Below are 26847 nucleotides of genomic sequence, written 5' to 3'. Positions count from 1 at the left end.
CCTGCAGCCCTAGTAGGCGTGAGCTAGGCGAGGCGCGTCCTAGCAAGAAACTGCTCTGGCTTACGTTTTTGACAAAGGTTAGGGACCGTTCCCCTTTTAAGTGTTTTACTACATTAATTATGTGGTGCAGCGCGATGAAGCTAAAATTCAGAAACGCCAGAACGTGGGTCTACATAGTAGGTTCTATCAAGAACATAATAGATGAGGGCGTTTTCCTCGCAACATCAGAGGGGCTCTCGCTGAGGGCCCTGGACTCAAGCAGGGTAGTTATGGTAGACCTCTTCTACCCCAAAGAGGCTTTTGACGAGTATTCGGTGTCTGGCGATGAGATGTTCGGAGTTTCATTCGACGCGTTTAATAAGGTCCTGGCCAGGGGCCAGAGGGATGAGAGCCTCGAGCTTGAGGCTTCCGGCGACTCGCTTATCGTTGCCTTTGAGGGCCACGGAAGGAGGGAGTTCAAGATACCTCAGATATCATTAAGCGTTGAGAAGCTGCCAGAGCCTCGTATCTCGTTCTCAGTTATGGCAAAACTAATGAACACGGCCTTCGTTGACGTTATAAATGCTGTCGAGGAGGTGGCGGACGCAATAACTATAGCTGCCACCTCTGATGATAAGCTCCACTTCATAGGGGCAGGCGATGTTGAGAAGGTTGAGATCGAACTTAGCAAAGAGGACCAGAACCTGGTAGACATAAGGGTTGACTCGCCGGATAAGGCCACCTACAGCGTTGAATACTTTGATGATATGATTAAGGCCGCCAGGGGTGCTGACCAGGTGACTATTCAGTACGCTCAAGACGCTCCAGCCAGAGTTCAATTTGACTACGAGGGCGGTGGAAGACTTGTCTTCTACGTATCGCCAAGGATCGAGTGAGGGCGACCAACAAGAGGTTATCATAAGAAAGTGGTCAGAGGCTGACTCTCTGAAGAGCCTCTTTGCAATATACTATAGAATGGACCCGCCCTTCATACTTCCTCACGATATGGCAAAGAGGGAGTTTGCCCTACAGCCATTTGACATTGAAAGCTACATCAGGCACCTAGCATTTAAGGACGAGACATCGCTAAGGAAGTACATAAGATCAAGGACTCCAAGGCACCTCTATCATTCAGTAGGGATATATGAGTTGCCGAGCGCGCCTAACATGGAAGAAAAAGGCTGGCAGGGCTCGGAGCTTCTATTCGATATTGACTTAGATCACCCAGGGGCCTGTGAAGGACAGATAGTAGATGACGAGTGCCTTGTGAAGGGTTTTGACAGCGCCCGCCTGGTGAGCAGGATAGTAAGGGATTTACTAGGAGGCAAGCCCCTTATCTACTTTACTGGCCATAGGGGCTTTCACATTAGGGGCATCTGCGAGCAGTGCATGCAGCTTGGTAGGGACGAGAGGAGGGAGATAGCTAAGCTAGTGAGGGCTGAAGGATTAGATGCGAGCCTCCTGTTCCCTAACAAGAGGGGCGTGAGGCCCGCGCCGGCCACGCCAGAGGACCCCGGCTGGAGAGGCCTCGCAGCGAGCCTCGGGGTCGATCTGAGGGCCTCAGGGCCGCACGTAGGTGTTGACATAGATTCAATGGTTACTGAGGACCCCTCGAGGCTTACTAGGATCCCGGGCTCGCTAAATGCTAAGGGAGGGTTAATAGTTACGCCACTCTGCGACTCCTTTGCCCCAGGGCCTCAAATTTCGCCCTTCCGTGGAACCCTTGACGCGAAGGCAACTAAAGATCTCGACCCGACAAGGATACTTGGGTTTGAAGTTTCGCTGACTGAGGGGGAGGAGCTTAGTTTACCGGCCTCTGTGGCCCTTTACCTCTATCTGTCTGGCTATGTGAGTATTATAGGCGGTGAGGTACTTGTCAGAAGAAACCCTGGCTGGTGGCCCGTACAAGGCTGCGACTGGTCGCCATGAATCTCTGTCCGCTGATTCCATAAAGAGGACTCGAAGACTTTGGTCCCTTTACTGCTCTTCAGGAGCATCGTACTGTGAAAAGTTTAAGGAAATAACAGTGGAGTCCTCAAGGCTGATTGCAAAGGCGAGGCTGGAGGATCTAGGCACTGACTACAACGGCGCGGACTCAGGCGTAATAAGGTTCTTCAACAGGTTCTCAGAACTTTACGGAAGTTACTTAGGTGGGGCAATGGTAGCTAAAGGAGAGAAGGTCCTGGTGCTTATGAGGACTGACATAGTTACTCCGGACGGTTTAACTCTCAGAAACGGTGATACGGTGTTCATCGACGTTGGCACTGCCCTGGGGCTAATATCGTTGGGCTTCGCGGAGCCCGCGCTTACGTGGTCCCTGAACCTTGACTCATGGCTTAAGTCCCTAAGGAAGTCAACTAAGTAAAGTTTTTAAATAGCCCTAACGATTTATAAGCTGGAGCTTAAAAAGGGTGGTAGGTTTTGTCTAAAGAGGACGACATTGCACCCCCAGAGCCAGAGGAGGCTTCTGAGGTCAATGTCACAGGGGTGCCGGGCGAGAGGAAGCCTGTCGTCAATATAGAGAACATAGTGGCGACCGTGATATTAGAGAACACGCTCGATCTAAACTTAATAGAGGCCAGAATACCAGATGTGGATTATAACCCAGACCAGTTCCCAGGGCTCGTTTATAGGCTGCAGAGCCCAAAGATCACGGCGCTGGTCTTCAAGTCAGGGAAAATGGTGGTGACGGGAGCCAAGAGCGTCAAGCAGCTGGTGTGGGCGGTCAAGGCTATACTTAAGAAATTCATAACCAAGGGGATAGTAATCCAGGGCAGGCCTCAGATTCAAATCCAAAACATAGTGGCCTCGGCTAACCTAAACGTAGTGGTAGATCTTGAGAAGGCAGCCTTCGTTCTACCCCACAGCATGTATGAGCCTGAGCAGTTCCCAGGGCTGATATTTAGGATGGACAAGCCAAGGGTTGTCCTGCTGATATTTAGCAGCGGTAAAATGGTGATAACAGGCGCCAAGCGGGAGAACGAGGTCTATGAGGCGGTGAACAACATCTACAAGATACTTGATGAGAACAAGTGCATCAAATAATTCCCGCGAAGAGCTCCTTAAGCGTCGGCAGCTCCACTACGCCTATCTCCCTGTCAACTATTATTGGAACTGCCTCCTGCAGCTCTGCCAGCTCCTTTACTATAGGCGAAAGGTAGGTCTCAGGGCTTGGAGTTATGGCAGTTCCAGTCTGATAGAGGCTTATGGCTGGGAGCACCAGCAGTTCGCCCCCACCCTTGAGGGGCGACTTGAGCAATGCCTGTAGCTTAACCTTGGCGCCAGCCAGGCTTATTTCAAGGCTTGGATGTTCGTGGCCTATTATCACAGTGGAACTGCTTTTAACCGCGTCGACAAGTTTATGGCCATGAGTCACAATGATGCCGTCGCCCAGATCCATATAGTCATCAACAACCTCGACCCCAAAGTCCTTGAGTAGCGGGGCTACAAAGGTATCGTGGTTGCCCCTTACGAGCACTATTTCTTTAATGTCGGCCTCCAGCGCGTGCCTAATAAGCTCTGTGACCTCCAGCCTCTCGCCTTTTGTTAGTTTTTCAAATACATGCTTAAGGTCGCCGTCTATTAAGAGCCTCTTAGCACCCGCTCTGACGCCCTCATCTATAATGCTCTCGGCTTTCTTCAGCTGGAGCCTCGGAAGGAAGACGCCCTGAGTAGCCATGGAGTCCTCATAGCCAAGGTGCACGTCACTTATAATAAGTGTCATGCTGCTTTGGTGCAACAGCGCCGGGGATCTTCCAAGCAGTTTTAGCTTTGAGCCAAGGGCATCCTTTGACGTGAGGCCGCACCTCTGTTGCTCTTTATTAGCTGTGACTGTTAGGGCTTTTAACGTGAGTCTTTAGCAACTGCATCATTGGCCGCTGCGATAAACTCCAAGGTGAACCGCTTGAGCGAGACCATTCTGAGCGTGGTGGTGCCGACATACAACGAGAGGGAAAACGTAGTTCCGCTGGCTAAGAGACTGAACGAGGCTTTGGCGAAAATAAATCAATACGAGATCATATTTGTTGACGACAATAGCCCTGATGGCACTGCCGAGGCAATTATGGAGATTAGTAAGGTGGATCCAAGGGTTAAGCTGATCCTTAGGAAGAACAGGAGGGGGTTAGCCACCGCTATAATCGACGGCATAAGGGCCTCGAAAGGAAGATATGTAGTAGTTATGGACGCCGACTTGCAGCACCCGCCGGAGGTTATACCATTGATGCTGAAGGCGGCTGAGGAGAAGGGCGCGGACATAGTTGTGGCGAGCAGATACACAAAGGGCGGGGGAACCGAGGGCTGGAGCCCTATAAGGAGGCTAATAAGCTGGGGGGCCACGGTTATAGCTAGGCTTCTTGTGCCTGAGTCCAGGAGGACCACTGATCCCATGTCTGGCTTCTTTATGATAAGAAGGGGTGCCATCTCGATAGAGGAGGCAAACCCCACGGGTTACAAGGCGCTACTTGAGATACTTTACAGGAACCCGCAGGCCAGAGTTGTCGACGTGCCCTACGTATTCTCGCGCAGGCTCAGCGGCAAGAGCAAGCTCGGCGCGAAGACCATTTTAGATTACTTATGGCACGTGATAAAGATTTCAAGACCCATCAAGTTCGCTGTCGTAGGCGCCATAGGAACGGGGGTTAACGAAGGAGTTGCAGCGGCGCTGCTCCTCGTTACTAACTACACGTTTTCCTACGTTGGAGGCATAGAGGTAAGTATACTGAGCAACTTCATGCTTAATGATCTCTGGACCTTCAGGGACAGGAGGCCAGGCCGCTGGTACTCGAGGCTCGTGAGGTACCACTTAATGGTAGCTCCAGCAGGGCTTACGATATTTTTTGTTGCGGAGCTCGTGACTAGGCTAACGCACGTGAACCCCCTGTTGGGGCTCTTTGTTGGTATTCTTGCAGGTTTCGTAGTGAACTACACCCTTTCTTCAAGGAAGGTGTGGAAACGCTATTGAAGGACTCGCCGCTGTAAATGCGGTTTAGCCACTCTAGGCCATTCCTGCTGCATTACGTCATGATATAACCCACAGGTTGCACGTCAGAGCGGCTAAGTTTTGGAAATCGAGCTTTCTGAGTTGGGCTTTGAAGGGGCAGGCCAGCGTGAAGGCCTTTAAATTTAATTCCTGATGGCCAGCTTTAATATAATGGAAGTTTTGCTAGGGGCTTTAGGGCAACAATTTAGGCTCACGCTTTTAAGTTGCAGTTTCAGCCCCTTACAGGATTCAAGTTGGTTAATCAAGCAGGCGGGGCTAGCAAGTCGCTAAAGGCCGTGTCGCTGGTTCAGGCTGTATTATTGACCATTCAGTTTATAATTGGCATGTGGATTAACCTTTTCGCGCCCATGAATGTTACTCCGCCTCACAGCTACTTCATGATGGGGTACATGATGTACTACTTCTCACTTATACCATTGCTTGCGCCTCACATGGCAGTAGGGGTTATCATAGGTCTTCTATTCATAGTAATTCTTGTGCTGTCGCTGCTGTCCAGGAATGTAGTGAAGGCCACGCTATCGGTTATAGGCGGGATCATGACGTTGATGGCAGGCATTGCAGGCATGGCCTTTGTCGCTGGAGGGCTATCAAATAATGCGCTCTCCATGATAATGAGCGTCGGTTTCGCAGGCGACATAGCTGTGGTCATTTTACTTCTCTACCTCTAAATAATGATCAAGTAGTAGTGGAGCCGCCGGCGGGACTTGAACCCGCGACCACCGGCTTACAAGGCCGGCGCTGGCGGCCCGCGCAGGGTCTACCGGCTGAGCTACGGCGGCACTCGTGGGCCTTGTTTGTGCATCCTCTATTTAAAAGCCTGCGCTCAAGATCTCTTAAGCTCTCGGGGGTCGCCCTTATCAGGAGAACGAGTGCATGCTTTACGCCTACCTATCTGGCAGACACCCAAGGCTTCCAGAGGAGGAGCTGAAAGCCCTGGTAGAGCTAAGCGGTTCAGCGTACAAGCCGCTGTTAAGGCTTGACCAGGTAGTGCTCTTTAACGCCGACGTTGTAAACGTATCGGCCTATGCCAAGAGGGCAGCTTACGTGAAGGAGGTCGGGGAGGTGCTAGCCTATGGGGAGAGGTGCGAGGTCGAAGAGCTGTTGGCTAAGGCCCTGAGGTCGCTGGAGCTCAGGGGGCTCAAGTCTTTTAAGCTCGAGCTGACCTCGATTAAGGTGGAGCCCTGCTGTAGTCCTACAGAACTTCTGAGGGGTCTTACCAAACTCTCCATAAGGCCAAGCCTAAGCTCGGAGAACACCGTAAGGATACTAATAAGCGAGGGCGTTGCCATAGTTGGCCTTGCCGTCGGTAGAAGGGACCTTGGCAACGTTAAGCTCAGGTCGCCCCCAAACAGGCCGTTCTGGAGGTCAGGGGAGCTCGACATAAGGCTCTCCAGGGCTATGGTGAACCTCTCAAGACTACCTTATGGGGGCACGTTTCTGGACGCTTTCTGTGGAACCGGAACCCTTGCGCTAGAGGCCGTGCTTGCCGGAGGCAGCAAGGCGCTGTGCGTTGACATAGACGGTTCAATGGCTTACGGCTCTAAGACCAACTTCTCATGGGCTGGGCTAGACTCTTTGTCGCTTATTGCCAACGCGAGGCGCCTTCCCCTAAAGGAGGGCAGCGTCGATTCTATAGCCAGCGATCCCCCCTATGGCAGGTCGACCAGGGTTGTTGGGGAGAGCTATGGAGACCTAGTCGAGGGGTTCCTCCAGGAGTCGGCCCGAGTGCTGAAGCCTGGCGGCTACGTTGCCTACGCAGGGCCCGTCGATCTGGCCCCCTATAAGTATGCCGTTGAGCAAGGCTTTGACCTAATAGCCAGAATAGATCAATACGTGCACTCTGGGCTCACCAGGCAAATAGTTGTGGCTAAAAAGGCCACGTAGCTCCCAGCGCGCGGGCAAGGCGCTGTGGCGAGACAGGTAGAGGTCATAACCCTTGGCACGGGCGCGGCATTGCCGAGCCTTGAAAGGTTCACCGCCGCCTATGTGGTGAGGGACTGGGCGGGCAACGTCATACTCATGGACTCTGGGGAGGGGGCCCAGCAGAGGCTCAGGCAGGCGGGGATATCCCCCACTAAGGTGGACTTCATTGTGTTAACTCATGGGCATGGGGATCACATAAACGGCCTTCCGGGCTTGCTAGGCACGATGCAGTTAAGTGGGAGGAAGAGCAGGCTCACAATAATAGCGCCCAAGTACTTAGCGGAGCCGATAAGGGAGCTTATAAATGCTAACAAGTTTGAGGACCAGTTCCCCGTTAATGTAATAGACGTTACTGGGGACGAGGGCTCGCTTACCCTCTCGTCGTGGGGCAGGGACAGGCTGGTGTTGAGCTGGTTCAGGGCATGCCACTCCATAGAGGCCTACGGGTACTCGCTTACATGGGAGTTAGGCCCAAGGATAGCTGAGCCGGTCGAGCCCTCACAGGCGCGCAAGCTGCTCGAGGAGGGAGGTTCAGGGCTTACCTCCCCTAGGTCATTTAAGCTGTCATATACAGGGGACACCTCGCCCTGCGACAGCGTAGTCAAGGGCGCCTCAGGGGCCAACGTACTCATACACGAGTCCACCTTTGACTCGTCTATGAAGGATGAGGCATCAAAATATGGTCACAGCACAAGCGTCGGAGCTGCGGAAGACGCCGTAAAGGCCAACGTTGGGAAGCTGATACTGTCCCACATAAGCACCAGGTATGAGGGCTACGAAGCCCTGCAGCTGGAACAGGAGGCAAGGTCCGTGTTCCCAAACTCCGTGCTCTCCTGGGACCTGGCAAGGTTTGTGGCTAACGTCTAAGGGTCCGGCATGCTCCTCTCCCAGAGCGGCCTTCCCCTTGAGGTCTGGGGGGCCAGCCAGTCTATGACGTCCCTTATACTTGGGTGCCTTATTGTTATCTTTATGGGGCCCAGCGGCGACTCCTCGCCCCAGGTTAGGAGGCTCACCTTCCCCTCGTAAGCTGCCTGCTTGTGGAAAAGCAGCGTGACAGCGTCTCCTTTGAGCTCCTTTAACATGTAGCTCCTTGTCGCCTCAAGGATCTCCTGGGTTCTAAGGAGCCTGTGAAGCTTCTGAAGCGAGGCCAGGGAGCTCGCGTACGCCCTAATTATTTCATAGTCGCCGGCCTGGACCTTCTCAACCCTCTCAGGGTCAAAGATGTTGGTGAGGGCCTTCATGACTTTCTCCTCGCTCTCCGTTGGCCTAAGCTCAACCTCTGCAACGATCTCTCCAGAGCCCATCCCTTATCACCTTAGCAAGCCTGCTGGCCTGCCCCACAAGCTCTTGGACGTCTGACTCATTTATTATCATGTAGTCGGCCATAGCTATCACGTCACCTATGCCATACTCCAGGTTCTTGGAGTCCCTGAACTTAAGCTCATCCAGCGTTGAGGCGCCCTCCCTGGCCCTCCTCAGCTCCCTCTCAAACCTTATGGCTGGGGCAGCGTGGACGGCCACAACGCAGAGGTCGCCGGCCGCCCTGAGGTAAGTTATTTCTTCGGGGCTTCTGACGCCGTCTACGACAACGTACTCGTACTGCCCCTGGAGCTCCTTTAACGTCTCTGCAACCTTTAGGCCCACGGCGCCCCTGCCGTAAATCTTCCTGAGCTCAGTGGCGACGCTCTCTATGTTAGTCACGGTGAGGGGCAGGCCCCTTTTCTTAACCTCCTCCCTTACTACGTCGCCCATAACTATAAGTTTGGCGTTAAGCTCCTCTGAGAGCACCCTGGCAAAGCAGCTCTTCCCGCTTCCCGGCATGCCAGTTACCGCTACTATTAGCACCTTTAGCCCTCAGGTGCTGTGCTGCTCATAGCTTATAACCTATCTTCCTCAGGAACTCCCTTCTCTCCTTCACGTCCTCTTCACTCTCAACACCGAGTGGCTTAAACCCATCACTGACTCCTAGCAGGGCCCTGCTTTCGCCTAGGTCAGCGACTACGACCTTGACGGGGTTTGCGGTGGCCACGTCTATGGAAACCACCTCCTGCACCTGCTTTATGGCGTTGAGTACATTTATGGGGTAAGCGTTCCTTATGTATATTACGAAGACGTGGCCTGCCCCTATCTTAAGGCAGGCCTCAGTGGCGGTCTTGACTAGCTCCTCGTCGTTGCCCTCCCTTCTAACTAGCCTTTTGCCGGAGGCCTCACAGAAGGCGAGGCCAAACTTTATGCCAGGCGAGGAGGTGACCAGGGCCTCATAGAGGTCCTCAGTGGTCTTGATGAAGTGGCTTCTGCCTATGATTACATTGGCTCCCTCAGGTATGGGGATGTCTATAACCTCAAGCTCCACACCGTTCACCGTTACTTTAATGCCTTGGGTCCCTAATAATAGTTTACTGCGGCCCTCATGGCAAAACTAACTGTAAGCCTCGCCCTTCAGGGCGGGAGGGTCATGTGCTTGGCTAGCCCTCAGAGGCTAGGCTGCGCAGCCTGCCAACGAAGTTGAGCCTTTCGAGCTCGGGCAGCAGGTAAGGTGGGACGCAGGAGGCCCACGTGCTGGAGCCCTGAAGTATCAGCTCCCTGATCCTGGTCCCGCTGCACTCGCTCCTGTTGAACATGGGCTGCTCTACGGCGGCCAGCCCCGCATCCCTGAAGAGCTGCAAGACCAGCGGGTTGCCTGAGACCACGCCGTCAAACTCCCCGAGCAGCATCCTAAGGTACTGGACCCAGACTTTGTTCATCTCTATATCCGTAACTGGTATTATCGAAACCCTCTTGCAGTAGTCGTCGCCAAGCTCGTGAGCTAGCACGGTCCTAAGGAGCTGAAGCCTCTCGCCTGCAGTCAGCGGGTTCTTTAGTGAGAAGCTGTCCTGGGCGCTGCCGATTATAACGATCAGCTCGTCGGCAAGTTCAAGGGCGTACTTTATAGCGCTTATGTGCCCTAAGTGCGGGGGCTGAAACCTGCCTGGAAACACCAGCCTCTTAAACTGCTTCAAGCTTAATTCCCCACCAGAATCAAGTACTCTGGGTTTTTAGCCTAGGGGGCTAGGATTGCCTAAGCAGAGCGAGCGGTGGGACAGAAGTGATGAAGTAATATTCAGCGACAGGTCAACACCCGAGGCCAGGAGGCTGGCCCAGAAGTACGGGTACCTGCCATACATAGTAGAGAGGTACCTGGAGCTGTTAGGGGACGAGGCTGAGGACCTCCTGGAGGCCAATGAAGTTCCCATGCCTGAGACCCTCAGGTGTAACGACTTTAAGATAAGCTGCGGGGAGCTCGAGTCAAGGCTAGGGGAGGCCGGCTTTGAGCTTGAGAGGGTGCCGTTCCTTCCACACGGCTACCACGTGATAAGCTCCCCCATAAGCCCTGGGGCGACTCATGAGTACTTGAAGGGTTATTATTACCTTCAGGACCCGGGCTCCATGCTTATAGTTTACGTTATGAACCCAAGGCCCTCAGCCACAATACTTGACATGGCCGCTGCCCCTGGGGGTAAGTCGACGCAGATATTGCAGCTCACCAGGGACTCCTCCCTGCTAATAGCGGTGGAACCCAAGAGGGAGAGGATTAAGGCGCTCAGGTCGAACTTACAGAGGATGGGCTTTAGCAACTACATACTGATAAGGTCAGATGCCAGGTTCCTAAGCCTGGACACTAAGCCAGCGCAGGTGCTCCTTGACGCCCCGTCAAGCGGTGAAGGCATTATAAGGAAGGACAAGAACAGAAAGACGAAGACCTCCCTCTCAGACCTAAGGAGAATACATGAGCTTCAGGTGGAACTCCTCAACAGGGCGTTGTCCATAGTGAGCCCCGGCGGAACCGTGACATATGCCGCCTGCTCGACGGCCGTCGAGGAGGGCGAATACACCGTGCATAAGGTCCTTGCTGATAAGGATTACGTGACCACTGAGAGGCCCTTTGGGTTTCCCCTAAGTAAGCCCTTCGAGGAGTACAGAGGCGTAATATTTGATGACAGGGTGAAGGGCTGCGGCAGGCTGTTCCCCCACAAGCAAGGCACGGAGGGGTTCTTCATATGCAAGCTAAGGCGCCTAGACTGATGGGGCTCACTGACGACATGCTTAAAAAGCTAAAGGAGTTCGCCGAAGCCTTAGGTCTCCCCATGTCTGCCATAGCGACAAGGCCCTATTACCTTGAGGTTCCTGATGGCAATTATTATGATATATTTGACGTCACGAGCCGCGTTGAAGAGGCTGTGAGCAGGCTGCCCTCCCTGTACTCTGTAGGCTTATACCTAGGCTACATTGACAAGGAAGGCTTTCACCCTGGACTCCCCCTGGCTCAAAGGCTTGCCAGTAAATGCTTTGTCTCCACGGACTGCACGGTGCTAGACGAATATGGAGCCAAGGTGTTCCTTTATGGTAAGGAGGTTACGGAGGAGCACATAGTTAAGTTTAAGGAGGGGGTCTCTGTGGTCCTCGACACATCCCTGGAGCCACTGGGGTGGGGGTTTGGATCCTACATTAGGCTTAAATCCAGGCGTGTAACCAGGGTTGAGCCAGTGAAGGACCTGGGCTGGTATCTAAGGAGGGGAGGGTAATTGGCATTTAAGGACGGGGACTTCGTGCTAATAAACTATGTGATAAGTGTTAAGGATGGCGACAGGGAGATAGTGGAGGACACTAACAAGGAAGATGTTGCCAAGAGCGCGGGCATCTACGACTCTAACAGGCGATACGAGCCTTACCTGGTAGTCGTAGGCAGGAGCCAGGTGATAAAGGCTATAGATGAACAGCTCAGGGACATGGATGTAGGCCAAAGGAAGGAGTTCATCGCGACGCCAGACAAGGCCTATGGCCCCTACCGCAACGACCTAATTATAAGGCTTCCCATAAAGCAGCTCAACAGGTACGGCATTCCGCCAGTGGTTGGGCGCCGCGTGGAGGTTGGAGGCAGAATAGGAGTTATAAGAAGCGTCACAGAAAGGTTCGCTTACATAGACTTTAACCATCCGCTTGCAGGCAGGGACCTGAAGGTGGAACTTGAAGTTGTTGGAAAGCTAGAGACCCTCGATGACAAGGTGAAGTACCTGGTCACAAGGTATATGCCTCTCGACAGGAACTCAATAAGTGTCTCGCAGCAGGGGGAGGGCTCCATAGAGCTTCAGCTGCCCCAGGAGGTGCTTGGGCTGTCAGATCTCGAATCAAGGCTTCAGCTGCTGCTCGGGGACCTCTCGTCATTGCTTGGCATAAAGGGTGTCAAACTTGTTGTAAACGTCACTTTGAGCCAGCAGGGCGCGTCGGCCTCAGGGCAGCAGGCTTCGCAGCAACAGCAGGAGGCCCAGGCTACCCCACAATCTTAATTGAGGCGCCGTAATTTCTTGGGGGCGATATGATTACCTCTCCGCTCAGGCCAACGTTGCTCATGATTTCCTTCATAAGCATGACGTCGCCCTGGGCCTCGTACTCATTTTCAACAATTGTGTACATAGCTGGCCCCCAGCTTGACTGAGCCAGTATGACCCTGCTCCTCCAGGCCTCGGCCGCTAGGTCATTAAGCTTCCCCCTGTACTCGCCGCCTTGCACGGACGCGAAGAGTATCCCCGTGCCCCTTTGGACGAACCTAAGGCCCTCAAGGGCGTCGTCTAAATCACCTCTTGCTATGCCGGCGGCCAGCCTGAGGGCCCCGCTCGTCATAAATGCTATGTTAGACTCGCTGTTGCCCCACTGCCTCTTCTCCATAATGCTCTCCTCCTCTTCATCAGTCAGCCCCCTCTCAATCTTTGGTATAATTATTACAAACCTCCACTCGCTCGGCATCTTCAACGTGACGAGGGGCGTGGGCCTTCCTGGCAGCCCAGCGTCCATTATAAACCCGCCATACTTAAAGGCAAGCGTGCCAGCGCCGCTGTGCCTCGCCCTTCCCAGCTTTAAGGCGGCCTCCTCGACGGCCTCGGGTTGTTCTCCTTTGAGCGCCTTGAAGGCCATGTAGAGGGACAGAAGTACCTGGGTTCCCGTTCCGAAGCCCCTGTGGATAGGAGGGCTCTCGTGGACCTCAACGTTGAAGCCCTGCACGCCCGCTACCTTGGCAGCTTTTTTGACGTATTCGAGCAGCTCCTGAGGCCCTCTGTACTGCTCTCTGTCGGAGAGCTCCACAGCGGCCCTGAACTTAGGGTTATCGACGTAGAAACCTATGGAACCCCACCTGACGTTCCAGTCGCCTGCAGCATAATAGAAGCCTCCGTGAAGCCTAGAGCCCGTCTCTACCTCTGCACGCAAGCCTCAGCCCCATGTTCAGGGGGGACTGGAGGTTAAGAGCACCGGAGCTTTAACCGTCTGTTAATGCTAGGCAACCCCAATAATTATCTGAGACCATTCTATTATGTTGACAAAAGAAAGGGCCTGAGGGAGCTGACTCCTCTTTAAGCCAGTGGTTATAAGCTTTTATGCGGTGATGTGCGTGAAGCTGGTAACTGTAAAGATGCCTGAGCTCTATGTAAAGGCTATAGATGAGCTGGTCAAGGAGGAGAAGTTTACAAACAGGAGCGAGGTAATAAGGGTGGCCGTAAGGGAACTTCTTAAAAGGGAGCTGTGGGGGGAGAGCCTGTTAAACGAAGGCGAGCTGTCAACGTCGGCGGAGGTAGCAGAAGTCTAATGCTGTAGACAAATGCGGCGCGACGTTTCTTCAAAGTTAGGACGGCCATCTGTGATCGTTCATTTAAAGGCTTTTATTGTTAACCCGCCGGATGAAGCCATTATTGTTATTAATAAGTTGCCAACGCTCGCAGCCATCGTAATTAGTGCTACGATGAGGGAGCTGCCCGCGCCTGTGACCATCAGTATAGCAGAGGCTACTATTAGGAGCGCGTCGGCCGCGGGTCTTGCGTATAGGGCTCCGGCGGAAATAGATAAGCCAAGAATTATGGGCGCCACTTCAAACTCCAGCGGCGTTACAGCTACTAAGATCAACAGGAAGGAGAAGGTGGCCAGTGAGAGGCTCGCTAGGATCCTGGTCGCTAAAGATGCGAGCCTAAACTGAAGAAGCCTCCCATAGCTCTGGGCCTTAGCTTTGATGACACTTAAAGCCGAGGACACATTAGGTACGTTACCAGAGTCAACCGCGGCGGCAAGCTCGTTAACTAGGGGCTTTACTTCTCTGGCATCTAGGTACTCACATACGCTGTTAAGCATATCGGCAACGCTGTATATCGACGCTGCTAGGAGCCTTATGTCCATGTTCTCGGACTTGGAGGCCTTCGCTCCAATTATCCTAATATAGTTAACTTCATCGCATATGCTCATTACACCGACACCTTCCCGACAGAGCTGCTGTGCCTCTGCAGGTATGCGGCAGCGTTTAAGATTAGAAGCTTTGCGTGATTGGCATTGACGTAATGATACGTGACAGAGCTCTCGTAATCTGCGCCATAATAGCCCGCCATAGAGACCTTTAGCTCGTATATCTCATCAGTGCCCGCTACATATGGCAAGATTAAGTTCCACCTGTCCACTACGTCCTTAGGCTTCACTATGGTCTCCCTGGGCTCCCACGTGTACCCCTTCTTAGCAGTCACCTTAAGCTCAGCGTTAAGGTCCAGAGGCGTGAAGCTCTCTGCAAAGTCCTCCGATGACGCTATATCATTGAATGAGGAGGCCAGGGTCCACCTCCACTCGTCGCTGTTGACATCGAGGAACGCGATTACCCTCAGATCATTGTACTCAGGACGTCTCATGTCCTTCAACTTGTTGAGCACGGTCTTCTCAGAGAGCTTAAGTTCCTCAGCAATTTCTATTGAGGTGAAGGCCCAGTCTTTAAGCAGCTCGGCAATTCTCTTCGCCAGGTCCTGAACCCAGAGCCTCACGGGCGGCAGCGAGAGGAGCTCCTGCGACAAGGGCGAGGGTCCATCCTTTATAACATGCACTTTTATGTAGCGCTTCCTGAGACCCTCTATGAACTTTATAGCGCCTTCGACGTCCAGTTCCTTATTTATTATAAACTTTTTGACCTCATCTATTAGCGTGCTGTCCCTTTCTTTGTTTACTTCGCCTAGCTTGCCCAGGTCGTACTTTGCCTCAGCGAGCCTCTCGTGAAATATTGGAAGGTAGTCAAGGGCCTCATAGATGGCCTCCCTGACCTCCTCGGGCCCTAGCTCCATTAATGCCGACAGCGCGTCACGGTCACCCATGTTAACGCTTACGCCGAAGAACGAGGGCCTGTAGTAAGCGTCAAGGCCCTTGCTCTTCGCAGCTAAAAATACGAGTAAAACTCCCAGGGTTTCGGCGAGCTTCGAGCCGAAGGGGCCTAGGAGCACCTGCTCGTTCTCAACCCTCTCATAGGCTATGTCGTGGGGGCCTATCGTTATTCCCCTCGACTTATACCACGAGCCTATAGCTTCTAGCACGCGGCCCGATTCGTAGCCGCGCCAGCCGTCGTCCAGGATAACCCTGTAGAACTCCTCTGAAACCTCCTTTGATCTAGTCAGGCCTTCGCCCTTCCAGAGGGGTATCTCGCCGGAGCCCTTGGCAGGGATCACGTCAATGCGCTCGTTAACATCGTCTATTCTTGAGACTTCCCAGGCGCTCCCTGCAAGCCTTATCACGTCGCCAACCCTTAAGTTACGGTAAACAAAGTAAGCGTCGATGTAGCCGATAACGGAATCGGGCGATCTCACCGCAAACATGTCCCTCTTGGGAATAGTAGAGAAGAAGTCGCTGAAGTCCCTCGGGGACCAGGGCCTGTCCGAGCCGTTGCGGAGCCTCCAGATCCTGTAGAAGGTGCCCCCAACCCTTATCGAGCCCTTATCATCAACGTCGATTACGCCGTTCCCCTTCATATACTTAATCAGGGAGAGGAACTCCTCATGGCTTAACTTAAAGATGGGGGAACCCTTTAGGGTCTTGTAAAGCTCCTCCACAGTGAGGCCGGGGTCCTTTGACAGCGCGCTTCCAACCACTTCTTTTGCAATAACGTCAGCTGGCGCTACGTCCAATATTTCGTCCTCAACATAGCCGCTTGTTGCAAGTCTAGTCTCGGCTAACGCCTCTGCCAGGTCCACTGGGTCGGTCGTTATTATCAGGCCCATGGAAGTGCCGCCCAGCCTGTGGAAGCTCCTTCCTGTTCTCTGTATGAGCGCGGCCACCGAGCCTGGGGCGCGAACCTGGATGACCTTCCTTATGGACCCTACGTCTATCCCTAGCTCTAACGTCTTGGTGCAAACCACCAGGCAGCCCTCGCCGCGCCTCAGCTTCTCCTCAACCATCTCCCTGACCTCGGCCGAGACGCTGGAGTGATGCACATAGACGTTCTCTAGCTTGCCTTTCTGAAGCTCGTGACTGAGCTTCTCGGCCACGTACCTGCTGTTAGTAAATATCAGCGTCGGTCCTGAGGACTCCGAGGACGCTATCTCCGCTACCTTGGGCCACGGGTCCTTGGCCCCATCTATGTATCTCACCTCAAATAGGAATCCACGGTTCCCGCCGCCGCTCACCAGCTCTGACTCCCTCCTGCTGCTGCCCCTGAGCAATGCTAGTGCCTTCCCGGGGTTACCAATGGTTGCTGAGAGCCCTATCCTCTGGAAGTCCCCTGCCAGCCTCGCAAGCCTTTCAAGCAGCAGGAGGAGCTGCGCTCCCCTCTTCGATGAGAGCAGCTCATGGACCTCATCCACAATAACTGCCTTGACGTTACGGTAGTACTCCCTGAACTTGGGGGCCCAGTCTAAGTCTATCTCGAGGCTCTCAGGTGTCGTTAAGAGCACGTGAGGCGGGTTCCTAAGCCTAAGGTACCTCTCAGAGCTGGGCACGTCGCCGTGTTTCTTGGCCACCCTCAGCCCGAGGGGCTCAGCCCAGTAGCTTATCCTCCTGTGGAGGTCGTTTATGAGCGCCCTCATCGGCGTTACATAAAGTATGCTCACGGGCATCAAGTTCCCTTCGTTGGTAAGCCTGGTGAGGAGGGGAAGTAGGGCAGCCTCGGTCTTGCCCTCGCCGGTGGGAGCCATAATGAGCACGTTCTTGCCAGCCAGTATAGCCCTCGCTGCCCTCTCCTGCAGCTCCGTGAGGCCTTTCCAGCCCCTCCTCTTCATCAGGCCTATTAGCTCTGGTCTCAGCATCGCCTCAGTCATTGCCGTCCTACCATCTCTGGCTACAGCGCCAAACCTTCTACAGCAGGCCGGTCTGTGCTTAAATATAGTGTGGCGCTCCCTTACATAGGTCTTCAAAGTATGGCCGCAGGCGAGCTTCACAGGTGCATGGTGTGTGGCAGGCCCTTCCATGAAGGTCAGGGCATAATTATAAGGAGGGGCGAGCTGCTGCTGGAGTTTCACAGCGCCAAGTGCGCAGCCAAGTTCTTGAGGCTACTTATGGAGAGGCCCGAGGCCTCGTGCGTGGAGGGCCCTATCAAACAAATCTCTAAAGAGCTCAGGGACTCACTCGAGAAGAGAAGGCAGGGAAGCTCTAAGGTGATAGCTTGAAAGTAAAGGTAAGGCTCTACTCAGTGCTCCGTGAGGCGGCTGGCAAGGGTGAGCTGGAGCTTGAGCTCGGCGACGGCATTACGGTCTCCGGGCTCCTTGAAAAGCTCTCATCAGTGGGCCTAGGAAAGGTCCTTGAGGAACTTAAGGGCGAGGTGCAAGTCATAGTTAACGGAAAGTCCCTTGCCCCCTCGCAGCTCATACCTCAGGACGCCAAGGTTATTCACGTGCTCCCGCCCTCCTCTGGCGGCAGCGAGAGGGTGCTGGTTAGGATAGCCAGGGACGATGAGCCGGTCGACCTAGCCTCTCTAACCAGCTTCCTCTACGGCGACAACCCGAGGGTCGGGGCCGTGGCCTTCTTCATAGGCATTGTCCGGGGCATAAACAACGGAGAGCAGGTTAAGGAGCTGGACTACGAGCACTCCGAGGAGCTCATGGAGCCTAAGCTGAGGGAGCTAGCCTCTGAAGCCATAACTAAGTTCTCCCTGGCAGGCGCCTGCGTAATACATTTCGTGGGTCCAAGGAAGCCGGGCCAGCTCACCATGGTGGTCGGCGTCTCAGGGGAGTCCAGGAAAAACGTCTTCCCGGCGCTGGAGTGGCTGGTCGACCATGTTAAGCATGAGGCCCCCGTCTGGAAGACTGAGGTTAGGGAAAGCGGAGTTTATTACATGGTTGGCGACAGGGAGATAAAAGAGACGGAGCTTAAACGCGGGTCTTAGGCTAGAACAGTTTTAAAGTGAACCACCTCCTCAAAACCTCCAGGGTGGCCTTAAGGTGCCTGCCATAGAGGTCGGGAGGATATGCTATAAGCTGAGGGGCCGTGAGGCCGGCAGGAAGTGCGTAATAGTTGACATAGTAGATGAGAACAACGTGCTAGTCACAGGGCCCAAGACGCTTACTGGCGTAAGAAGGAGGAGGGTAAACATATCGCACATAATGCCCCTAGACAAGGTAGTTCAGATAAACAAGGGGGCCAGCGACGAGGAGGTGCTCAAGGCAATAGAGGCTGCTGGCCTCGCGGACTTTATGAGGGAGAGGGTAAAGCTTCAGCAGGCCTTAGCCTGAGGCCGGTGCTTAGGGTTGAGCTCTGAGCTCACAAGGCGTGGAAGGGAGTTTTTGAACTTCGTCAACGACTTCTGCGGCCACAGGGCCCAGTGGCTTGAGAAGATACCAGAGGACACCTCGGGCGACTACGGTGTTATACCAACCGAGAGGCCCGCAGAGGAGTACATAAGTTATGGGGTGGTTAACATAGACAAGCCTCCCGGGCCTACAAGCCATGAAGTCACGGCCTGGGTTAAGAGGCTCCTGGGGGTTAAGCGGGCGGGGCATGGAGGGACCCTTGGGCTCAGGCCGCGTGGCCTGGGCGGGGAAATCCCAAAGTAACAGGCGTCCTGCCCGTAGCCCTTGACCATATGACCAAGATAATGGGCTCTGTAGTGCACTCGAGGAAGGCGTACGTCTGCGTCATGCAGCTTCATGGCGATGTAAGCGAGAAGAAGCTCAGGGAGGTGGCGGAGGAGTTCACGGGCACGATATATCAGAGGCCGCCCGTTAGGAGCAACGTCAAGAGGGCCCTGCGCACCAGAAGAATATTCTCGCTTGAGGTGCTTGAGGTCAGGGGCAGGCTGGCCCTGCTTAGGGTAGAGTCGGACCCAGGGACCTATATGAGGAAGCTGTGCTGGGACATGGGGCTTGTCCTGGGGGTCGGCGCGCACATGAGGGAGCTGAGGAGAATTAAGACGGGCCCCTTCGACGAGGACCACAATTTAGTCACGCTGCAGGAGCTCTCGGAGGCCGTGTATCGCTTCAGGGAGGAGGGTAAGGATGACTACCTCAGGAGGGCGGTGCTCCCAGGGGAGGTCATTACGTGCGAGCTACCTAAGGTTGTGCTCAGGGACAGCGCGGTTGAGAGCGTTGTAAACGGTGCCCCCCTCGCCGTGCCGGGGATATCGCTGCTCACGCCTGATGTAAAGGCAGGCGGCAGGGTTGCCATGCTAACGCTTAAGGGAGAGCTGGTAGGCTTAGGTGAGGCTGTCATGGATGCCAAAGAAGTCATGGAGCGCGATAAGGGCATAGCCGTCAAGCCCACCCGCATAGTGATGCCGCGCGGCATCTACCCGCGCATGTGGAAGAGCAAAGGGGCTAGCTAACAGATTTAAGCACAAGCATTCATCTACACCTTGGCGCCGGGGTGCCCGAGCGGCCCAAGGGGACGGGCTGGAGACCCGTTGCTCCGCAAGGGGCGCGTGGGTTCAAATCCCACCCCCGGCGTCGCCCTAATTCATAATTGCATGAAGTCTTAGTTACCCGGCACGTGCCTCCGCAAAAATACTCCGTGGCCCTCTAAGGGCAGCACAGGCGGAAACATGTCCACTTATGTATACGGTGAGAACTATAAGAACATGGCCTACAGGATCACGATAAACAGGCCTGAGAAGCTGAACGCCATAAACGGCGAGATGTGGGACTCTCTTGCAAGGGAGCTTGAGAAGGGCTGCGCCACTGACCTGCGCTCTATATTGCTCACTGGAAGCGAGGTGGCGTTCAGCGCAGGGGATGACATAGACGCCATGTCAAGGCTTAGCACGCAGAGGGAGTCAGAGGAGTTCTTCAACAGGATACTTGACGTGGTTACAACAATGATAAAGTGCAATAAGCCTATAGTCTGCGCCGTCAAGGGCCTGGCCGCTGGCGGCGGGGCGGAGCTCCTCCTGGCGTGCGACGTCGTGGTAGCTGCTGAGAACGCGTGGATTAGCTTCCCCGAGGTCGCCCTTGGCCTTCTGCCCCCCTTCCTGTTAAGCCTTGGCGTCACAGCGCTGGGCCACAGGAAGGCCAGGTACTTAGCGATGACCGGCCAGAGGCTGTCGGCCACGGAGGCCTCCCTGCTGGGCATAGTTGACGAGGTTGTGCCTCAGGCCGACGTTGACCAAACAGTAGATGATATACTGAGCACGCTTATGTCGTTCCCGCCGCAGGCCCTGCAGGCGATAAAGAGGCTGGCCCTGAGCGACGTTGACCTATCGCGCATGAAGGAGGCCACAGGCCAACTGGCCTCCCTAGCCATGACTGACGAGGCCAAGGAGAGGATGCAGCTCTTCAAGGAGCACAAGCTCAAGCCGGCGGCCGTCAGGAAGCTTGAGCGACGGGCCTAGATGCGCAGCATCGACAGCGGTATCATATAGGCGGCGTAGATGGCCACGTTTACTAGCGTGACCAACGCCCCTACGATCATGAACTTCCAGTAGCTTACAGAGACGCCGTGACGGGCCTCCGTGGACTCTAATATTATAACGTTCGACGCAGCCCCAAGTATGGTCAGGTTGCCAGCTATGGTTGATGCCATGGCAAGCGTTAGCCAGGCCATGTAATTGGCGCCGCTGAACCCAATGCTCTGCATGTAAATTATGAAGAGCTCCACGAAGGGCACGTTACTCAGAAGCTGGCTGAACAGAAGCGATGACGCCGTGATTCTGATGAAGTCGTTAAGCGGGCTCCCAACGCCCGGCAGCAGGTACCTGAAGAGGGATGTGAGTATGCCGGAGTTCCAGACGCCAGCCATAGCTATGAACATCACTATGAAGAACAGTATCGTGCCCCAGTTGACCCTCCTGATGGTTTCCCTTGGATCGCTTGACAGTATGAAGGTTGCAGCGGCGACCGTGAACGGTATGATTCCTATCTCAGTTATTGCGGGCCTTCTCATTAGCTCAAGCATGTCATTGACGGTCAGCGCCACTATTATGACTACCAGGGACAGGGCGGCGAGCATGGCGTCCCTCCTGTTCCTTATGGCCTCCTCAGGTATCCTGTAGGGCAGCTTCACGGGCCCGCCCTTAACACCATAGATCTTAGCCAGGATGTAGCCCGTGACGGCAAGGTTTACCATCGTAGGGACGGCGAGGTAGATGACGAACGTGCTCAGTGGTGCCTGGACGCCGGAGCTCACGGCTATTAGCATGTTCTGCGGGTTGCCCAGGGGCGTCATGGTGGAGCCTATGGTGACGGCGAACGCTAACATGAGTATTGCGAGCTCCGGGTCAACGCCTATGACCTTGGCCAGCGGCACTATTATGAGCGAACCCATGGCGGCAACTGCGTCGTTGACAACTATGGCAGCCATGACGCCTAGCGCGATGGTTAGGACTATTATTAGCCTGACCCTGTCCCTCACCTTGTAGACTATGTAGTAGGTGACGTATTCAAGGAGCCCTGACTCCTCCGCGAGGGCGCCTATGTTGAACATGCCTATGAGGAAAAGTATGACGTTCCAGTTAACGTAGTCCTCCACGTCATTAGGTTTCACGAGGCCGCTGACTATTGCTATGAACGCGGCAAACGACATGAAGGTCCAGATGGGCAGGTTGTGGAAGTACCTGGACCTGAACATGAGGCCGCCAAGTATAAGGGCTATGATTGCGCCTCCCGCAAGCTCCTTCACATGACCATATAGTATCAAGCCCCTCACCTCAGGGGGATCACTCCAAGTAGGTCGGCCACTACGCACTCGGCAGCTGTCCCCAGGAGGCCGCTCAGGCTCGGCTCGGTCCCACTGCCGCTCACCAGCTCCATTACGTGGAGCCTCTCGTCAAGCGCTATGATGCACTCCGCCAGGCCTCCGCCCATGTCAACGCACTCGGCTCCCCTGACGACCCCGCTGACCTCCTTTCCCATGAACTTCTGCCTGACCTCCTTGCCACGCAGCGACGCCGCCGCCAGCTGCAGGGACTCAAAGGTGCCTCCCTCGACATAGAGGACGCACCTGTAAACCCTGACCCTCCTTGAGAGGTCCTCGGGCCCGGAGGCCTCCACCGAGCTGTTGACCTCAAGCGAGGCCCCCTCGGCCTCTATGATGGAGCCGTCAGGGGGCACCAGGCGCACCCTAGGCCCTCCGAGGTGAAACTCGACAGGAATGCCCAGCCCCAGGGCCCTGACCTCCTTCTCGTCCCTCACGAGCCCGACTATCCCGACCCTTGACGACCTCGTGTCGTTGATCAGCCTGGCCACGAGCGGGTGAGAGAGTGCCTCCCTGGGCCTCAGCTGGAGGTCCCTTCTGAGCCTCCTGTAGAGCCCCTTGACCACGAGCCTCCTGGGCTGCACGCTCACGCTGCCGTCAGGAAAGCTCACCATAACGACAACGTCCGGCCTGTCAAAGGAGACCTTGGGGCCCAGCAGCTGGGCCCTCTTGCCCAGCTCCCTCTTTATTTCAGACTTTATGGACTCGCCGAAGGCCAGGCCGAACTCTGCCTTTATGCGTTCCTCCCTGGCTATGACCTCTGGGTCAACCTTTGCGCCAACCAGGAACGTGCTGCCGCCCCACTCCTTCACTGCGTCTGCCACCCTCTGAGGCATCTCATCAAGGAACTTGTCCAGCGCGTCATTACATATGTAGCAGCTCCTGTGCTCTGGAGGGGAGCCGAAGAGCTCTACATAGACCTGGGCAGCGGCCCCTCCGGCGTTGGCCAGCACGTCCCTAGCGTTCTCTGGGAGCCTTCCGCTTAGTGACATGGCGTGAAGGCTCATCACGACCGAAAGCTTGAGGGCCCTGCCCCTCTCGGCGTTGCTCAGCCCCCTTCCTAGGCCCGCGAACAGCCTCCCCAGGCACCTGTCGCAGAGCGGGTACTTGGCAAGCACCTTCATGGCCTGCTGAGCAGGGTCTTCGCTCAAGTCGGTAGGCCCTCCTCTAGCGTCCCCTATGGAATATTAAGGGTAGGGCCTCAGAAAGTCGTTAGTCCTCACGGCTCGGACTGCCCATCGCGCATCATAGGCCCACGCCTGTCTGGGACTGCGACGTTTATAACAACGCTGTAAACCTGCGCGGCACTCTTCCAACAGGGAGCCGGCTTGAGCCTGCAGCTGCTGGCCTCGTCTGACATGCACTCGCCGGAGTACCTTAACGACTTCATCAGGTCACTGACATCGGTGACTGGAAGGCCGTGCCTCTTCCTCCTGGCGGGCGACATAGTTGACAGGGGAAACGTCGCTATGGCGGAGCCCGTGATGAAGGCCATAGAGGAGAGGTTTGGATCCAAAATTGTGGCTACATTTGGCAACGACGAGTTTCAGGACAGGTGGGACGAGCTGAGGAGGCGGTACCCGCAGGTCGACTGGCTGGCGGACGAGCTCAAGGTTTACGACTGCGGGGGGCTTAGGGTGGCAGTGGTGGGAACCCCGGGAGCGCTGGACAGGCCCACGAGGTGGCAGGAGGCCCACATCAAGGGCATAGAGGAGATCTACATGAAGAGGGTTGAGGTTGTCAGGGAACTCCTTACAAGGGCCAAGTCAGAGGCTGACAGGGTGGTCCTGCTCTCGCACTACGCCCTGGCCAAGGCAAACCTCAAGGGCGAGGACCCGAGGTTTTACTCGAACCTCTACAGCTCCAGGATGGAGAGGCTGATAGCAGAGCTCAGGCCCACGGTGGCGGTCCACGGCCACGCCCACAAGGGGTCCAGGTTCACTATCGTCGGCGGCGTGCCGGTCTATAACGTCGCGTTTCCCCTCAACAGGTCGCCCGTGTGGGTTAAGGAGGTCAGGGCGGGGCTGGAGGCCTTCTTCAGCTAATTAGCCTCGGGCATAACCTCATCCAAGGGGCAATGATGGAACCTGCGACGAGGCGACCGGCGGGCGGGGATGAGCGAGAAAAGCCGAGTGAGCCCCACTGCAGGGTAAGGGTGTATGGGGGCTACTCAGCCATATACTCCGTCCTGAGCGAGGTCAAGGAGAAGCTCTACGTCTACAACGAGCTCGCCTCCAGGAGGGGCTACTACCTTAAGCCCGTCCACAAGGTCTACAAGAGGGTCAACGGAGTAACCAGGGTATACGAGTACTACGGCAGGTACTGGTGGAGGAAAGGGGAGAGGAAGCTCATATACGCGGGCTCTGTGAAGCCCAAGGGGCTCCCGGAGCCCCCGGAGAACCCCCTTGAAGGGCTCTCAATAATAAGGGAGGGCGACGACATTATAGTTGACTGCTCCCTCTACGACAAGTACTCGTGGCTCTTCAGGGGGCTCAGGTCCGAGAGGGTGGCGTAGGTGGCAAGGAAGTCCATGAGCTCGCTTGACGTTATGGCCTGGGTGGCGCAGCAGGCGAGCCAGCTCAGGGGCCAGAGGCTGGACAACATATACCAGGACGGGGACCTTCTGGCCATAAGGATGAGGCTGAGGTACGGGGACTTCCTTGTAGCCCAGCCTGGGGTCAGGCTCCACGCGAGCGCCAGGTATCAGCCAGGGAGGGAGCCGGGCCCGCTCGCAAAGGCAATGAGGGATAACGTGAGGGACCTGAGGGTGTCAGAGGTCAAGCAGGTGGGCTTCGACAGGCTTGTCGAGATCACACTTGAGGACGGCCACAGGCTAGTCTTTGAGCTCCTGCCCAGGGGGGTCATAGCGCTGGTCTCGCCTGACGGCAGGCTGGTGGCGGCCTCGTCATACTTTGACGCTAAGGACAGGAGGGTGAGAAGGGGGCTCCAGTACTCCTACCCTCCCCTGAGGCTCGAGAGCCCCTTCGCCCTCGACGGCGCTGGGCTGGCGAGCAGGCTCAGGGGGTCCCAGGCCAAGGACATAGTGAGGGCCCTTGTTATGAACCTCGGGGTGCCCGGCGAGGCCGCGGAGGAGGCAGCCTTCAGGGCGGGGCTCAAGGGCGACGAGCAGCCGCAGGCCGTAAGCGAGGCGGACCTGGCTAAGGTCGCGGACGCGCTCAGGTCCATAGCTGAGGAGTCGCTGAGGGGGCAGGGCTACGTTTACGTGGGCCAGGACGGCTCGCCTGTGCAGGCCACGCCGTTCAGAGCGACCTCAGCGGCAGGCCTCAGGGAGCTTAGCTTCAGCACGTTTGACGAGGCCTTAGACCTCTACTTTAGCTCATTTACGCCAAGGAGGCAGAGCCCCCTCGACGCGGAGAGGCAGAGGCTCCTCAAGAGCCTCGAGGCCGCTAAGGCTGAGGCCGAGGAGTACCTGAGGCAGGCCAGCGCCCTCGAAGCGCAGGCCAACGCTGTGGCCTCCTCCTACTACCAGGCCCTCGAGGCCCTGCAGTGCGTCAAGGAGGGCAGGGAGGGGTGTGGGGCCAAGGAGGTCAACAGGAGGCAGGGCTACATGATAGTCAACCTATCAGGCGTTGACGTGAAGCTTTACCTCTACGAGACCGTGGACGACGCCATAAAGAGGCTCTACAGGCAGGCGGGGGAGCTCAGGGCTAAGGCGGAGAGGGCCTCCAGGACGCAGCTTGACATAGAGGCCAAGCTTAAGCAGCTTGAGGAGCAGCTCGAGCTCCAGGAGCTCAGGGAGAAGGTAAGCCATAGGCGCAGGGCCTGGTACGAGAGGTACCACTGGCTTGTGACGTCTTCAGGGGTGCTTGCAGTTGGCGGCAGGGACGCCGACCAGAACGAGAGCCTCGTGAGGAAGATGCTCGGCCCAAATGACGTCTTCCTTCACGCAGACATACACGGGGCGCCTGCAGTCATACTCATGGCTGCCGCCGCCGGGGGCTTCACTGAGACTGACGTGAGCGAGGCAGCGGTGCTGACGGCCGCCTACAGCAGGGCGTGGAAGGAGGGAATGGCGAGCGTCAGCGTCTACTGGGCCTACGGCTCCCAGGTGTCAAAGAGCCCTCCCTCGGGCGAGTACTTAACTAAGGGATCCTTCATGGTCTACGGCAAGAAGAACTACCTGAGGCCGCTGAGGCTTGAGCTGCACCTGGGCATTGCCCTTGACGAGGAGGGGCTTCCAGTGGTGGTAGTGGGCCCGGAGAGCGTCGTGTTACCCCAGTCCATAGCCTACCTCAGGGTGACGCCTGGGGACATGAAGGTTGAGGAGGCCGCGGAGGAGATCATAAGTTCCCTCTCAAGGGCGGCGCCCGAGGCCAAGGTAATAAGGGCCCTGGACCCCTCGGAGGTAGCTGCCAGGCTCCCAGGCAGGGCCTCTATATCGCAGGCCAGGAGGGGCCAGGCAGGGGGGCTGAGGAGGCCCAGGGGCGTGGCCGATTAACACTTAATAAGGGAGATCACAGGCCTGAGCGGGGAGACAAGGGCATGTCAGTGGCCGCTGTGAGAAAGATAGACATGCTTGACATGGTCCAGCCCCCCGTGTGCACCAGCTGCGGGAGGATCATACACCCGAAGGAGAAGGCCGTGGCCTTCTACTGCCCCAACTGCGGCAAGGTGCTGATATGGCGCTGCGCCAAGTGCAGGAAGCAGGGGACGCCGTACAGGTGCCCCAACTGCGGCTTCGTGGGTCCGTGAGGTGAGGGGCTGTGGCAAGAGTGGCTGTGCTGGTCACCGTGACCCCCTCCTCAGTTGACGTTAACCTTGGCGACCTGCTCAACAGGATCAAGGGCTCGCTGCCGCAGGGCTACGAGGTCCTGAACTCGGGGGAGGAGCCCATAGCCTTCGGCCTCAAGGCGCTCAAGCTGGTGATAGCCATGCCCGAGGACGTGGAGGGCGGCACCGAGACCCTTGAGGACGTGCTGAGGTCCGTGCCTGACGTCGAGGACGTTCAGGTGGAGGCCGTCACAAGGATGAGCGAGTGACGC

At 55.9% G+C, this 26847-nt stretch carries 31 protein-coding genes, 2 tRNA genes and 1 pseudogene; 23 read left to right on the top strand and 11 right to left on the bottom strand.

The genetic code is table 11. The features are described 5' to 3' along the window. Positions 1-134: 134 nt before the first annotated feature. The 4 genes from pcn to ACZ5OO_RS05180 all read left to right on the top strand — a co-directional run bounded on the left by pcn (position 135) and on the right by ACZ5OO_RS05180 (position 3024). Positions 135-875 (top strand): proliferating cell nuclear antigen (pcna), encoded by a 741-nt coding sequence (gene pcn / locus ACZ5OO_RS05195; RefSeq protein WP_013266119.1) that lies wholly within the window; start codon positions 135-137, stop codon positions 873-875. Continuing rightward, positions 835-1908 (top strand): DNA primase small subunit PriS, encoded by a 1074-nt coding sequence (priS, locus tag ACZ5OO_RS05190; RefSeq protein WP_013266118.1) that lies wholly within the window; start codon positions 835-837, stop codon positions 1906-1908. Before pcn ends, priS begins: the two co-directional genes overlap by 41 nt. A gap of 97 nt (positions 1909-2005) precedes the next feature. Beyond that, positions 2006-2344, top strand: a complete 339-nt coding sequence (locus ACZ5OO_RS05185; protein ID WP_013266117.1) for a hypothetical protein — start codon at positions 2006-2008, stop codon at positions 2342-2344. A 56-nt stretch (positions 2345-2400) separates the two neighbouring features. Next, a complete protein-coding gene (locus tag ACZ5OO_RS05180) occupies positions 2401-3024 on the top strand; it encodes a TATA-box-binding protein (RefSeq protein ID WP_013266116.1) in 624 nt (207 codons plus the stop codon). Here ACZ5OO_RS05180 and ACZ5OO_RS05175 read toward each other — a convergent pair. Continuing rightward, on the bottom strand, positions 3017-3718 hold the full coding sequence (locus tag ACZ5OO_RS05175) for a metallophosphoesterase (protein ID WP_464077985.1): 702 nt from the start codon (positions 3716-3718) through the stop codon (positions 3017-3019). The two genes, ACZ5OO_RS05180 and ACZ5OO_RS05175, sit on opposite strands and share 8 nt — an antisense overlap. Positions 3719-3874: 156 nt before the next feature. Here ACZ5OO_RS05175 and ACZ5OO_RS05170 point away from each other — a divergent pair, with 156 nt between their 5' ends. Together ACZ5OO_RS05170 and ACZ5OO_RS05165 are read left to right on the top strand one after the other, a co-directional pair. After that, positions 3875-4942 (top strand): glycosyltransferase, encoded by a 1068-nt coding sequence (locus tag ACZ5OO_RS05170; protein WP_420805104.1) that lies wholly within the window; start codon positions 3875-3877, stop codon positions 4940-4942. Between the two features lie 338 nt (positions 4943-5280). Next, the gene (locus ACZ5OO_RS05165; protein WP_148217082.1) at positions 5281-5649 is read left to right on the top strand and encodes a hypothetical protein; all 369 of its coding nucleotides are present in this window, start codon (positions 5281-5283) and stop codon (positions 5647-5649) included. 18 nt (positions 5650-5667) lie between these two features. Here the strand turns inward: ACZ5OO_RS05165 and ACZ5OO_RS05160 are convergent. After that, a tRNA-Thr gene (locus ACZ5OO_RS05160) sits at positions 5668-5760 on the bottom strand. 94 nt (positions 5761-5854) lie between these two features. On the opposite strand from ACZ5OO_RS05160, the gene ACZ5OO_RS05155 reads away from it, so the two are divergent. Beyond that, a complete protein-coding gene (locus ACZ5OO_RS05155) occupies positions 5855-6865 on the top strand; it encodes a TRM11 family SAM-dependent methyltransferase (RefSeq protein ID WP_013266112.1) in 1011 nt (336 codons plus the stop codon). 24 nt (positions 6866-6889) lie between these two features. Then, the gene (locus ACZ5OO_RS05150; protein ID WP_464077984.1) at positions 6890-7771 is read left to right on the top strand and encodes a ribonuclease Z; all 882 of its coding nucleotides are present in this window, start codon (positions 6890-6892) and stop codon (positions 7769-7771) included. Here the strand turns inward: ACZ5OO_RS05150 and ACZ5OO_RS05145 are convergent. The 4 genes from ACZ5OO_RS05145 to ACZ5OO_RS05130 form a co-directional block, all read right to left on the bottom strand. Next, positions 7768-8208, bottom strand: coding sequence for an RNA-binding domain-containing protein (locus ACZ5OO_RS05145; protein ID WP_013266110.1), 441 nt, complete (start codon positions 8206-8208; stop codon positions 7768-7770). The two genes, ACZ5OO_RS05150 and ACZ5OO_RS05145, sit on opposite strands and share 4 nt — an antisense overlap. Beyond that, positions 8177-8749, bottom strand: a complete 573-nt coding sequence (locus ACZ5OO_RS05140; RefSeq protein ID WP_013266109.1) for an AAA family ATPase — start codon at positions 8747-8749, stop codon at positions 8177-8179. Before ACZ5OO_RS05140 ends, ACZ5OO_RS05145 begins: the two co-directional genes overlap by 32 nt. 25 nt (positions 8750-8774) lie before the next feature. After that, on the bottom strand, positions 8775-9266 hold the full coding sequence (locus ACZ5OO_RS05135; RefSeq protein WP_013266108.1) for an adenosine-specific kinase: 492 nt from the start codon (positions 9264-9266) through the stop codon (positions 8775-8777). Between the two features lie 103 nt (positions 9267-9369). Then, entirely contained in the window at positions 9370-9903 is a 534-nt protein-coding gene (locus ACZ5OO_RS05130; protein ID WP_013266107.1) for a nicotinamide-nucleotide adenylyltransferase, read from the bottom strand. 55 nt (positions 9904-9958) lie between these two features. Between ACZ5OO_RS05130 and ACZ5OO_RS05125 the strand changes: the two genes are divergently transcribed. From ACZ5OO_RS05125 to ACZ5OO_RS05115, 3 genes are read left to right on the top strand one after another with little or no spacing between them, the layout of a single operon-like run. Further along, positions 9959-10966 carry an RsmB/NOP family class I SAM-dependent RNA methyltransferase gene (locus tag ACZ5OO_RS05125; protein WP_464077983.1) on the top strand — a complete coding sequence of 336 codons (1008 nt, stop codon included), beginning with the start codon at positions 9959-9961 and terminating at the stop codon, positions 10964-10966. Next, positions 10966-11466 (top strand): PUA domain-containing protein, encoded by a 501-nt coding sequence (locus tag ACZ5OO_RS05120; RefSeq protein WP_013266105.1) that lies wholly within the window; start codon positions 10966-10968, stop codon positions 11464-11466. Before ACZ5OO_RS05125 ends, ACZ5OO_RS05120 begins: the two co-directional genes overlap by 1 nt. After that, positions 11467-12228 (top strand): FKBP-type peptidyl-prolyl cis-trans isomerase, encoded by a 762-nt coding sequence (locus tag ACZ5OO_RS05115; RefSeq protein ID WP_013266104.1) that lies wholly within the window; start codon positions 11467-11469, stop codon positions 12226-12228. Here ACZ5OO_RS05115 and ACZ5OO_RS05110 read toward each other — a convergent pair. Continuing rightward, positions 12212-13144: a GHMP family kinase ATP-binding protein gene (locus ACZ5OO_RS05110; RefSeq protein ID WP_464077982.1), complete on the bottom strand. Its 933-nt coding sequence runs from the start codon at positions 13142-13144 to the stop codon at positions 12212-12214. The two genes, ACZ5OO_RS05115 and ACZ5OO_RS05110, sit on opposite strands and share 17 nt — an antisense overlap. A gap of 175 nt (positions 13145-13319) precedes the next feature. On the opposite strand from ACZ5OO_RS05110, the gene ACZ5OO_RS05105 reads away from it, so the two are divergent. Continuing rightward, positions 13320-13520 (top strand): ribbon-helix-helix domain-containing protein, encoded by a 201-nt coding sequence (locus tag ACZ5OO_RS05105; RefSeq protein ID WP_048812931.1) that lies wholly within the window; start codon positions 13320-13322, stop codon positions 13518-13520. Between the two features lie 59 nt (positions 13521-13579). On the opposite strand, the gene ACZ5OO_RS05100 is transcribed toward ACZ5OO_RS05105, so the two are convergent. Together ACZ5OO_RS05100 and ACZ5OO_RS05095 are read right to left on the bottom strand one after the other, a co-directional pair. Next, on the bottom strand, positions 13580-14167 hold the full coding sequence (locus ACZ5OO_RS05100) for a hypothetical protein (protein WP_464077981.1): 588 nt from the start codon (positions 14165-14167) through the stop codon (positions 13580-13582). Beyond that, a complete protein-coding gene (locus tag ACZ5OO_RS05095) occupies positions 14167-16983 on the bottom strand; it encodes a DEAD/DEAH box helicase (protein WP_464077980.1) in 2817 nt (938 codons plus the stop codon). Before ACZ5OO_RS05095 ends, ACZ5OO_RS05100 begins: the two co-directional genes overlap by 1 nt. Positions 16984-17082: 99 nt before the next feature. Here ACZ5OO_RS05095 and ACZ5OO_RS05090 point away from each other — a divergent pair, with 99 nt between their 5' ends. The 6 genes and pseudogenes from ACZ5OO_RS05090 to ACZ5OO_RS05065 all read left to right on the top strand — a co-directional run bounded on the left by ACZ5OO_RS05090 (position 17083) and on the right by ACZ5OO_RS05065 (position 20483). After that, positions 17083-17331 (top strand): hypothetical protein, encoded by a 249-nt coding sequence (locus ACZ5OO_RS05090; protein ID WP_013266099.1) that lies wholly within the window; start codon positions 17083-17085, stop codon positions 17329-17331. Continuing rightward, on the top strand, positions 17328-18047 hold the full coding sequence (locus ACZ5OO_RS05085) for a molybdenum cofactor biosynthesis protein (RefSeq protein WP_464077979.1): 720 nt from the start codon (positions 17328-17330) through the stop codon (positions 18045-18047). Before ACZ5OO_RS05090 ends, ACZ5OO_RS05085 begins: the two co-directional genes overlap by 4 nt. Before the next feature lie 55 nt (positions 18048-18102). Continuing rightward, positions 18103-18393: a 50S ribosomal protein L14e gene (locus tag ACZ5OO_RS05080; protein ID WP_013266097.1), complete on the top strand. Its 291-nt coding sequence runs from the start codon at positions 18103-18105 to the stop codon at positions 18391-18393. 51 nt (positions 18394-18444) lie between these two features. Beyond that, positions 18445-19481, top strand: a pseudogene (locus tag ACZ5OO_RS05075) (RNA-guided pseudouridylation complex pseudouridine synthase subunit Cbf5). Positions 19482-19516: 35 nt separating this feature from the next. Further along, positions 19517-19602: transfer RNA gene (locus ACZ5OO_RS05070), tRNA-Ser, on the top strand. A gap of 95 nt (positions 19603-19697) precedes the next feature. Further along, a complete protein-coding gene (locus ACZ5OO_RS05065; protein ID WP_464077978.1) occupies positions 19698-20483 on the top strand; it encodes an enoyl-CoA hydratase/isomerase family protein in 786 nt (261 codons plus the stop codon). Here ACZ5OO_RS05065 and ACZ5OO_RS05060 read toward each other — a convergent pair. Together ACZ5OO_RS05060 and ACZ5OO_RS05055 are read right to left on the bottom strand one after the other, a co-directional pair. After that, complete coding sequence (locus ACZ5OO_RS05060; protein ID WP_013266095.1) at positions 20480-21796, bottom strand: ArsB/NhaD family transporter; 1317 nt, start codon at positions 21794-21796, stop codon at positions 20480-20482. The genes ACZ5OO_RS05065 and ACZ5OO_RS05060 overlap by 4 nt on opposite strands. Next, on the bottom strand, positions 21793-22995 hold the full coding sequence (locus ACZ5OO_RS05055) for a tRNA pseudouridine(55) synthase (protein WP_464077977.1): 1203 nt from the start codon (positions 22993-22995) through the stop codon (positions 21793-21795). Before ACZ5OO_RS05055 ends, ACZ5OO_RS05060 begins: the two co-directional genes overlap by 4 nt. Before the next feature lie 177 nt (positions 22996-23172). Here ACZ5OO_RS05055 and ACZ5OO_RS05050 point away from each other — a divergent pair, with 177 nt between their 5' ends. From ACZ5OO_RS05050 to ACZ5OO_RS05030, 5 genes are all read left to right on the top strand, one after another. Next, positions 23173-23889: a metallophosphoesterase family protein gene (locus ACZ5OO_RS05050; protein ID WP_464077976.1), complete on the top strand. Its 717-nt coding sequence runs from the start codon at positions 23173-23175 to the stop codon at positions 23887-23889. A 110-nt stretch (positions 23890-23999) separates the two neighbouring features. Further along, entirely contained in the window at positions 24000-24359 is a 360-nt protein-coding gene (ubp, locus tag ACZ5OO_RS05045) for a UBP family nucleoid-associated protein (protein WP_013266092.1), read from the top strand. Then, positions 24360-26303, top strand: coding sequence for a ribosome rescue protein RqcH (gene rqcH, locus ACZ5OO_RS05040; RefSeq protein WP_464077975.1), 1944 nt, complete (start codon positions 24360-24362; stop codon positions 26301-26303). Positions 26304-26347: 44 nt separating this feature from the next. Then, on the top strand, positions 26348-26557 hold the full coding sequence (locus ACZ5OO_RS05035; RefSeq protein WP_013266090.1) for a zinc finger domain-containing protein: 210 nt from the start codon (positions 26348-26350) through the stop codon (positions 26555-26557). A gap of 11 nt (positions 26558-26568) precedes the next feature. Then, a complete protein-coding gene (locus ACZ5OO_RS05030) occupies positions 26569-26844 on the top strand; it encodes an elongation factor 1-beta (RefSeq protein ID WP_048812699.1) in 276 nt (91 codons plus the stop codon). Positions 26845-26847 lie beyond the last annotated feature (3 nt).

The organism is Acidilobus aceticus (assembly GCF_055392325.1).
Note: the sequence above shows the minus strand (reverse complement) of the source record. Positions and strands in the feature narration are given on the sequence as shown.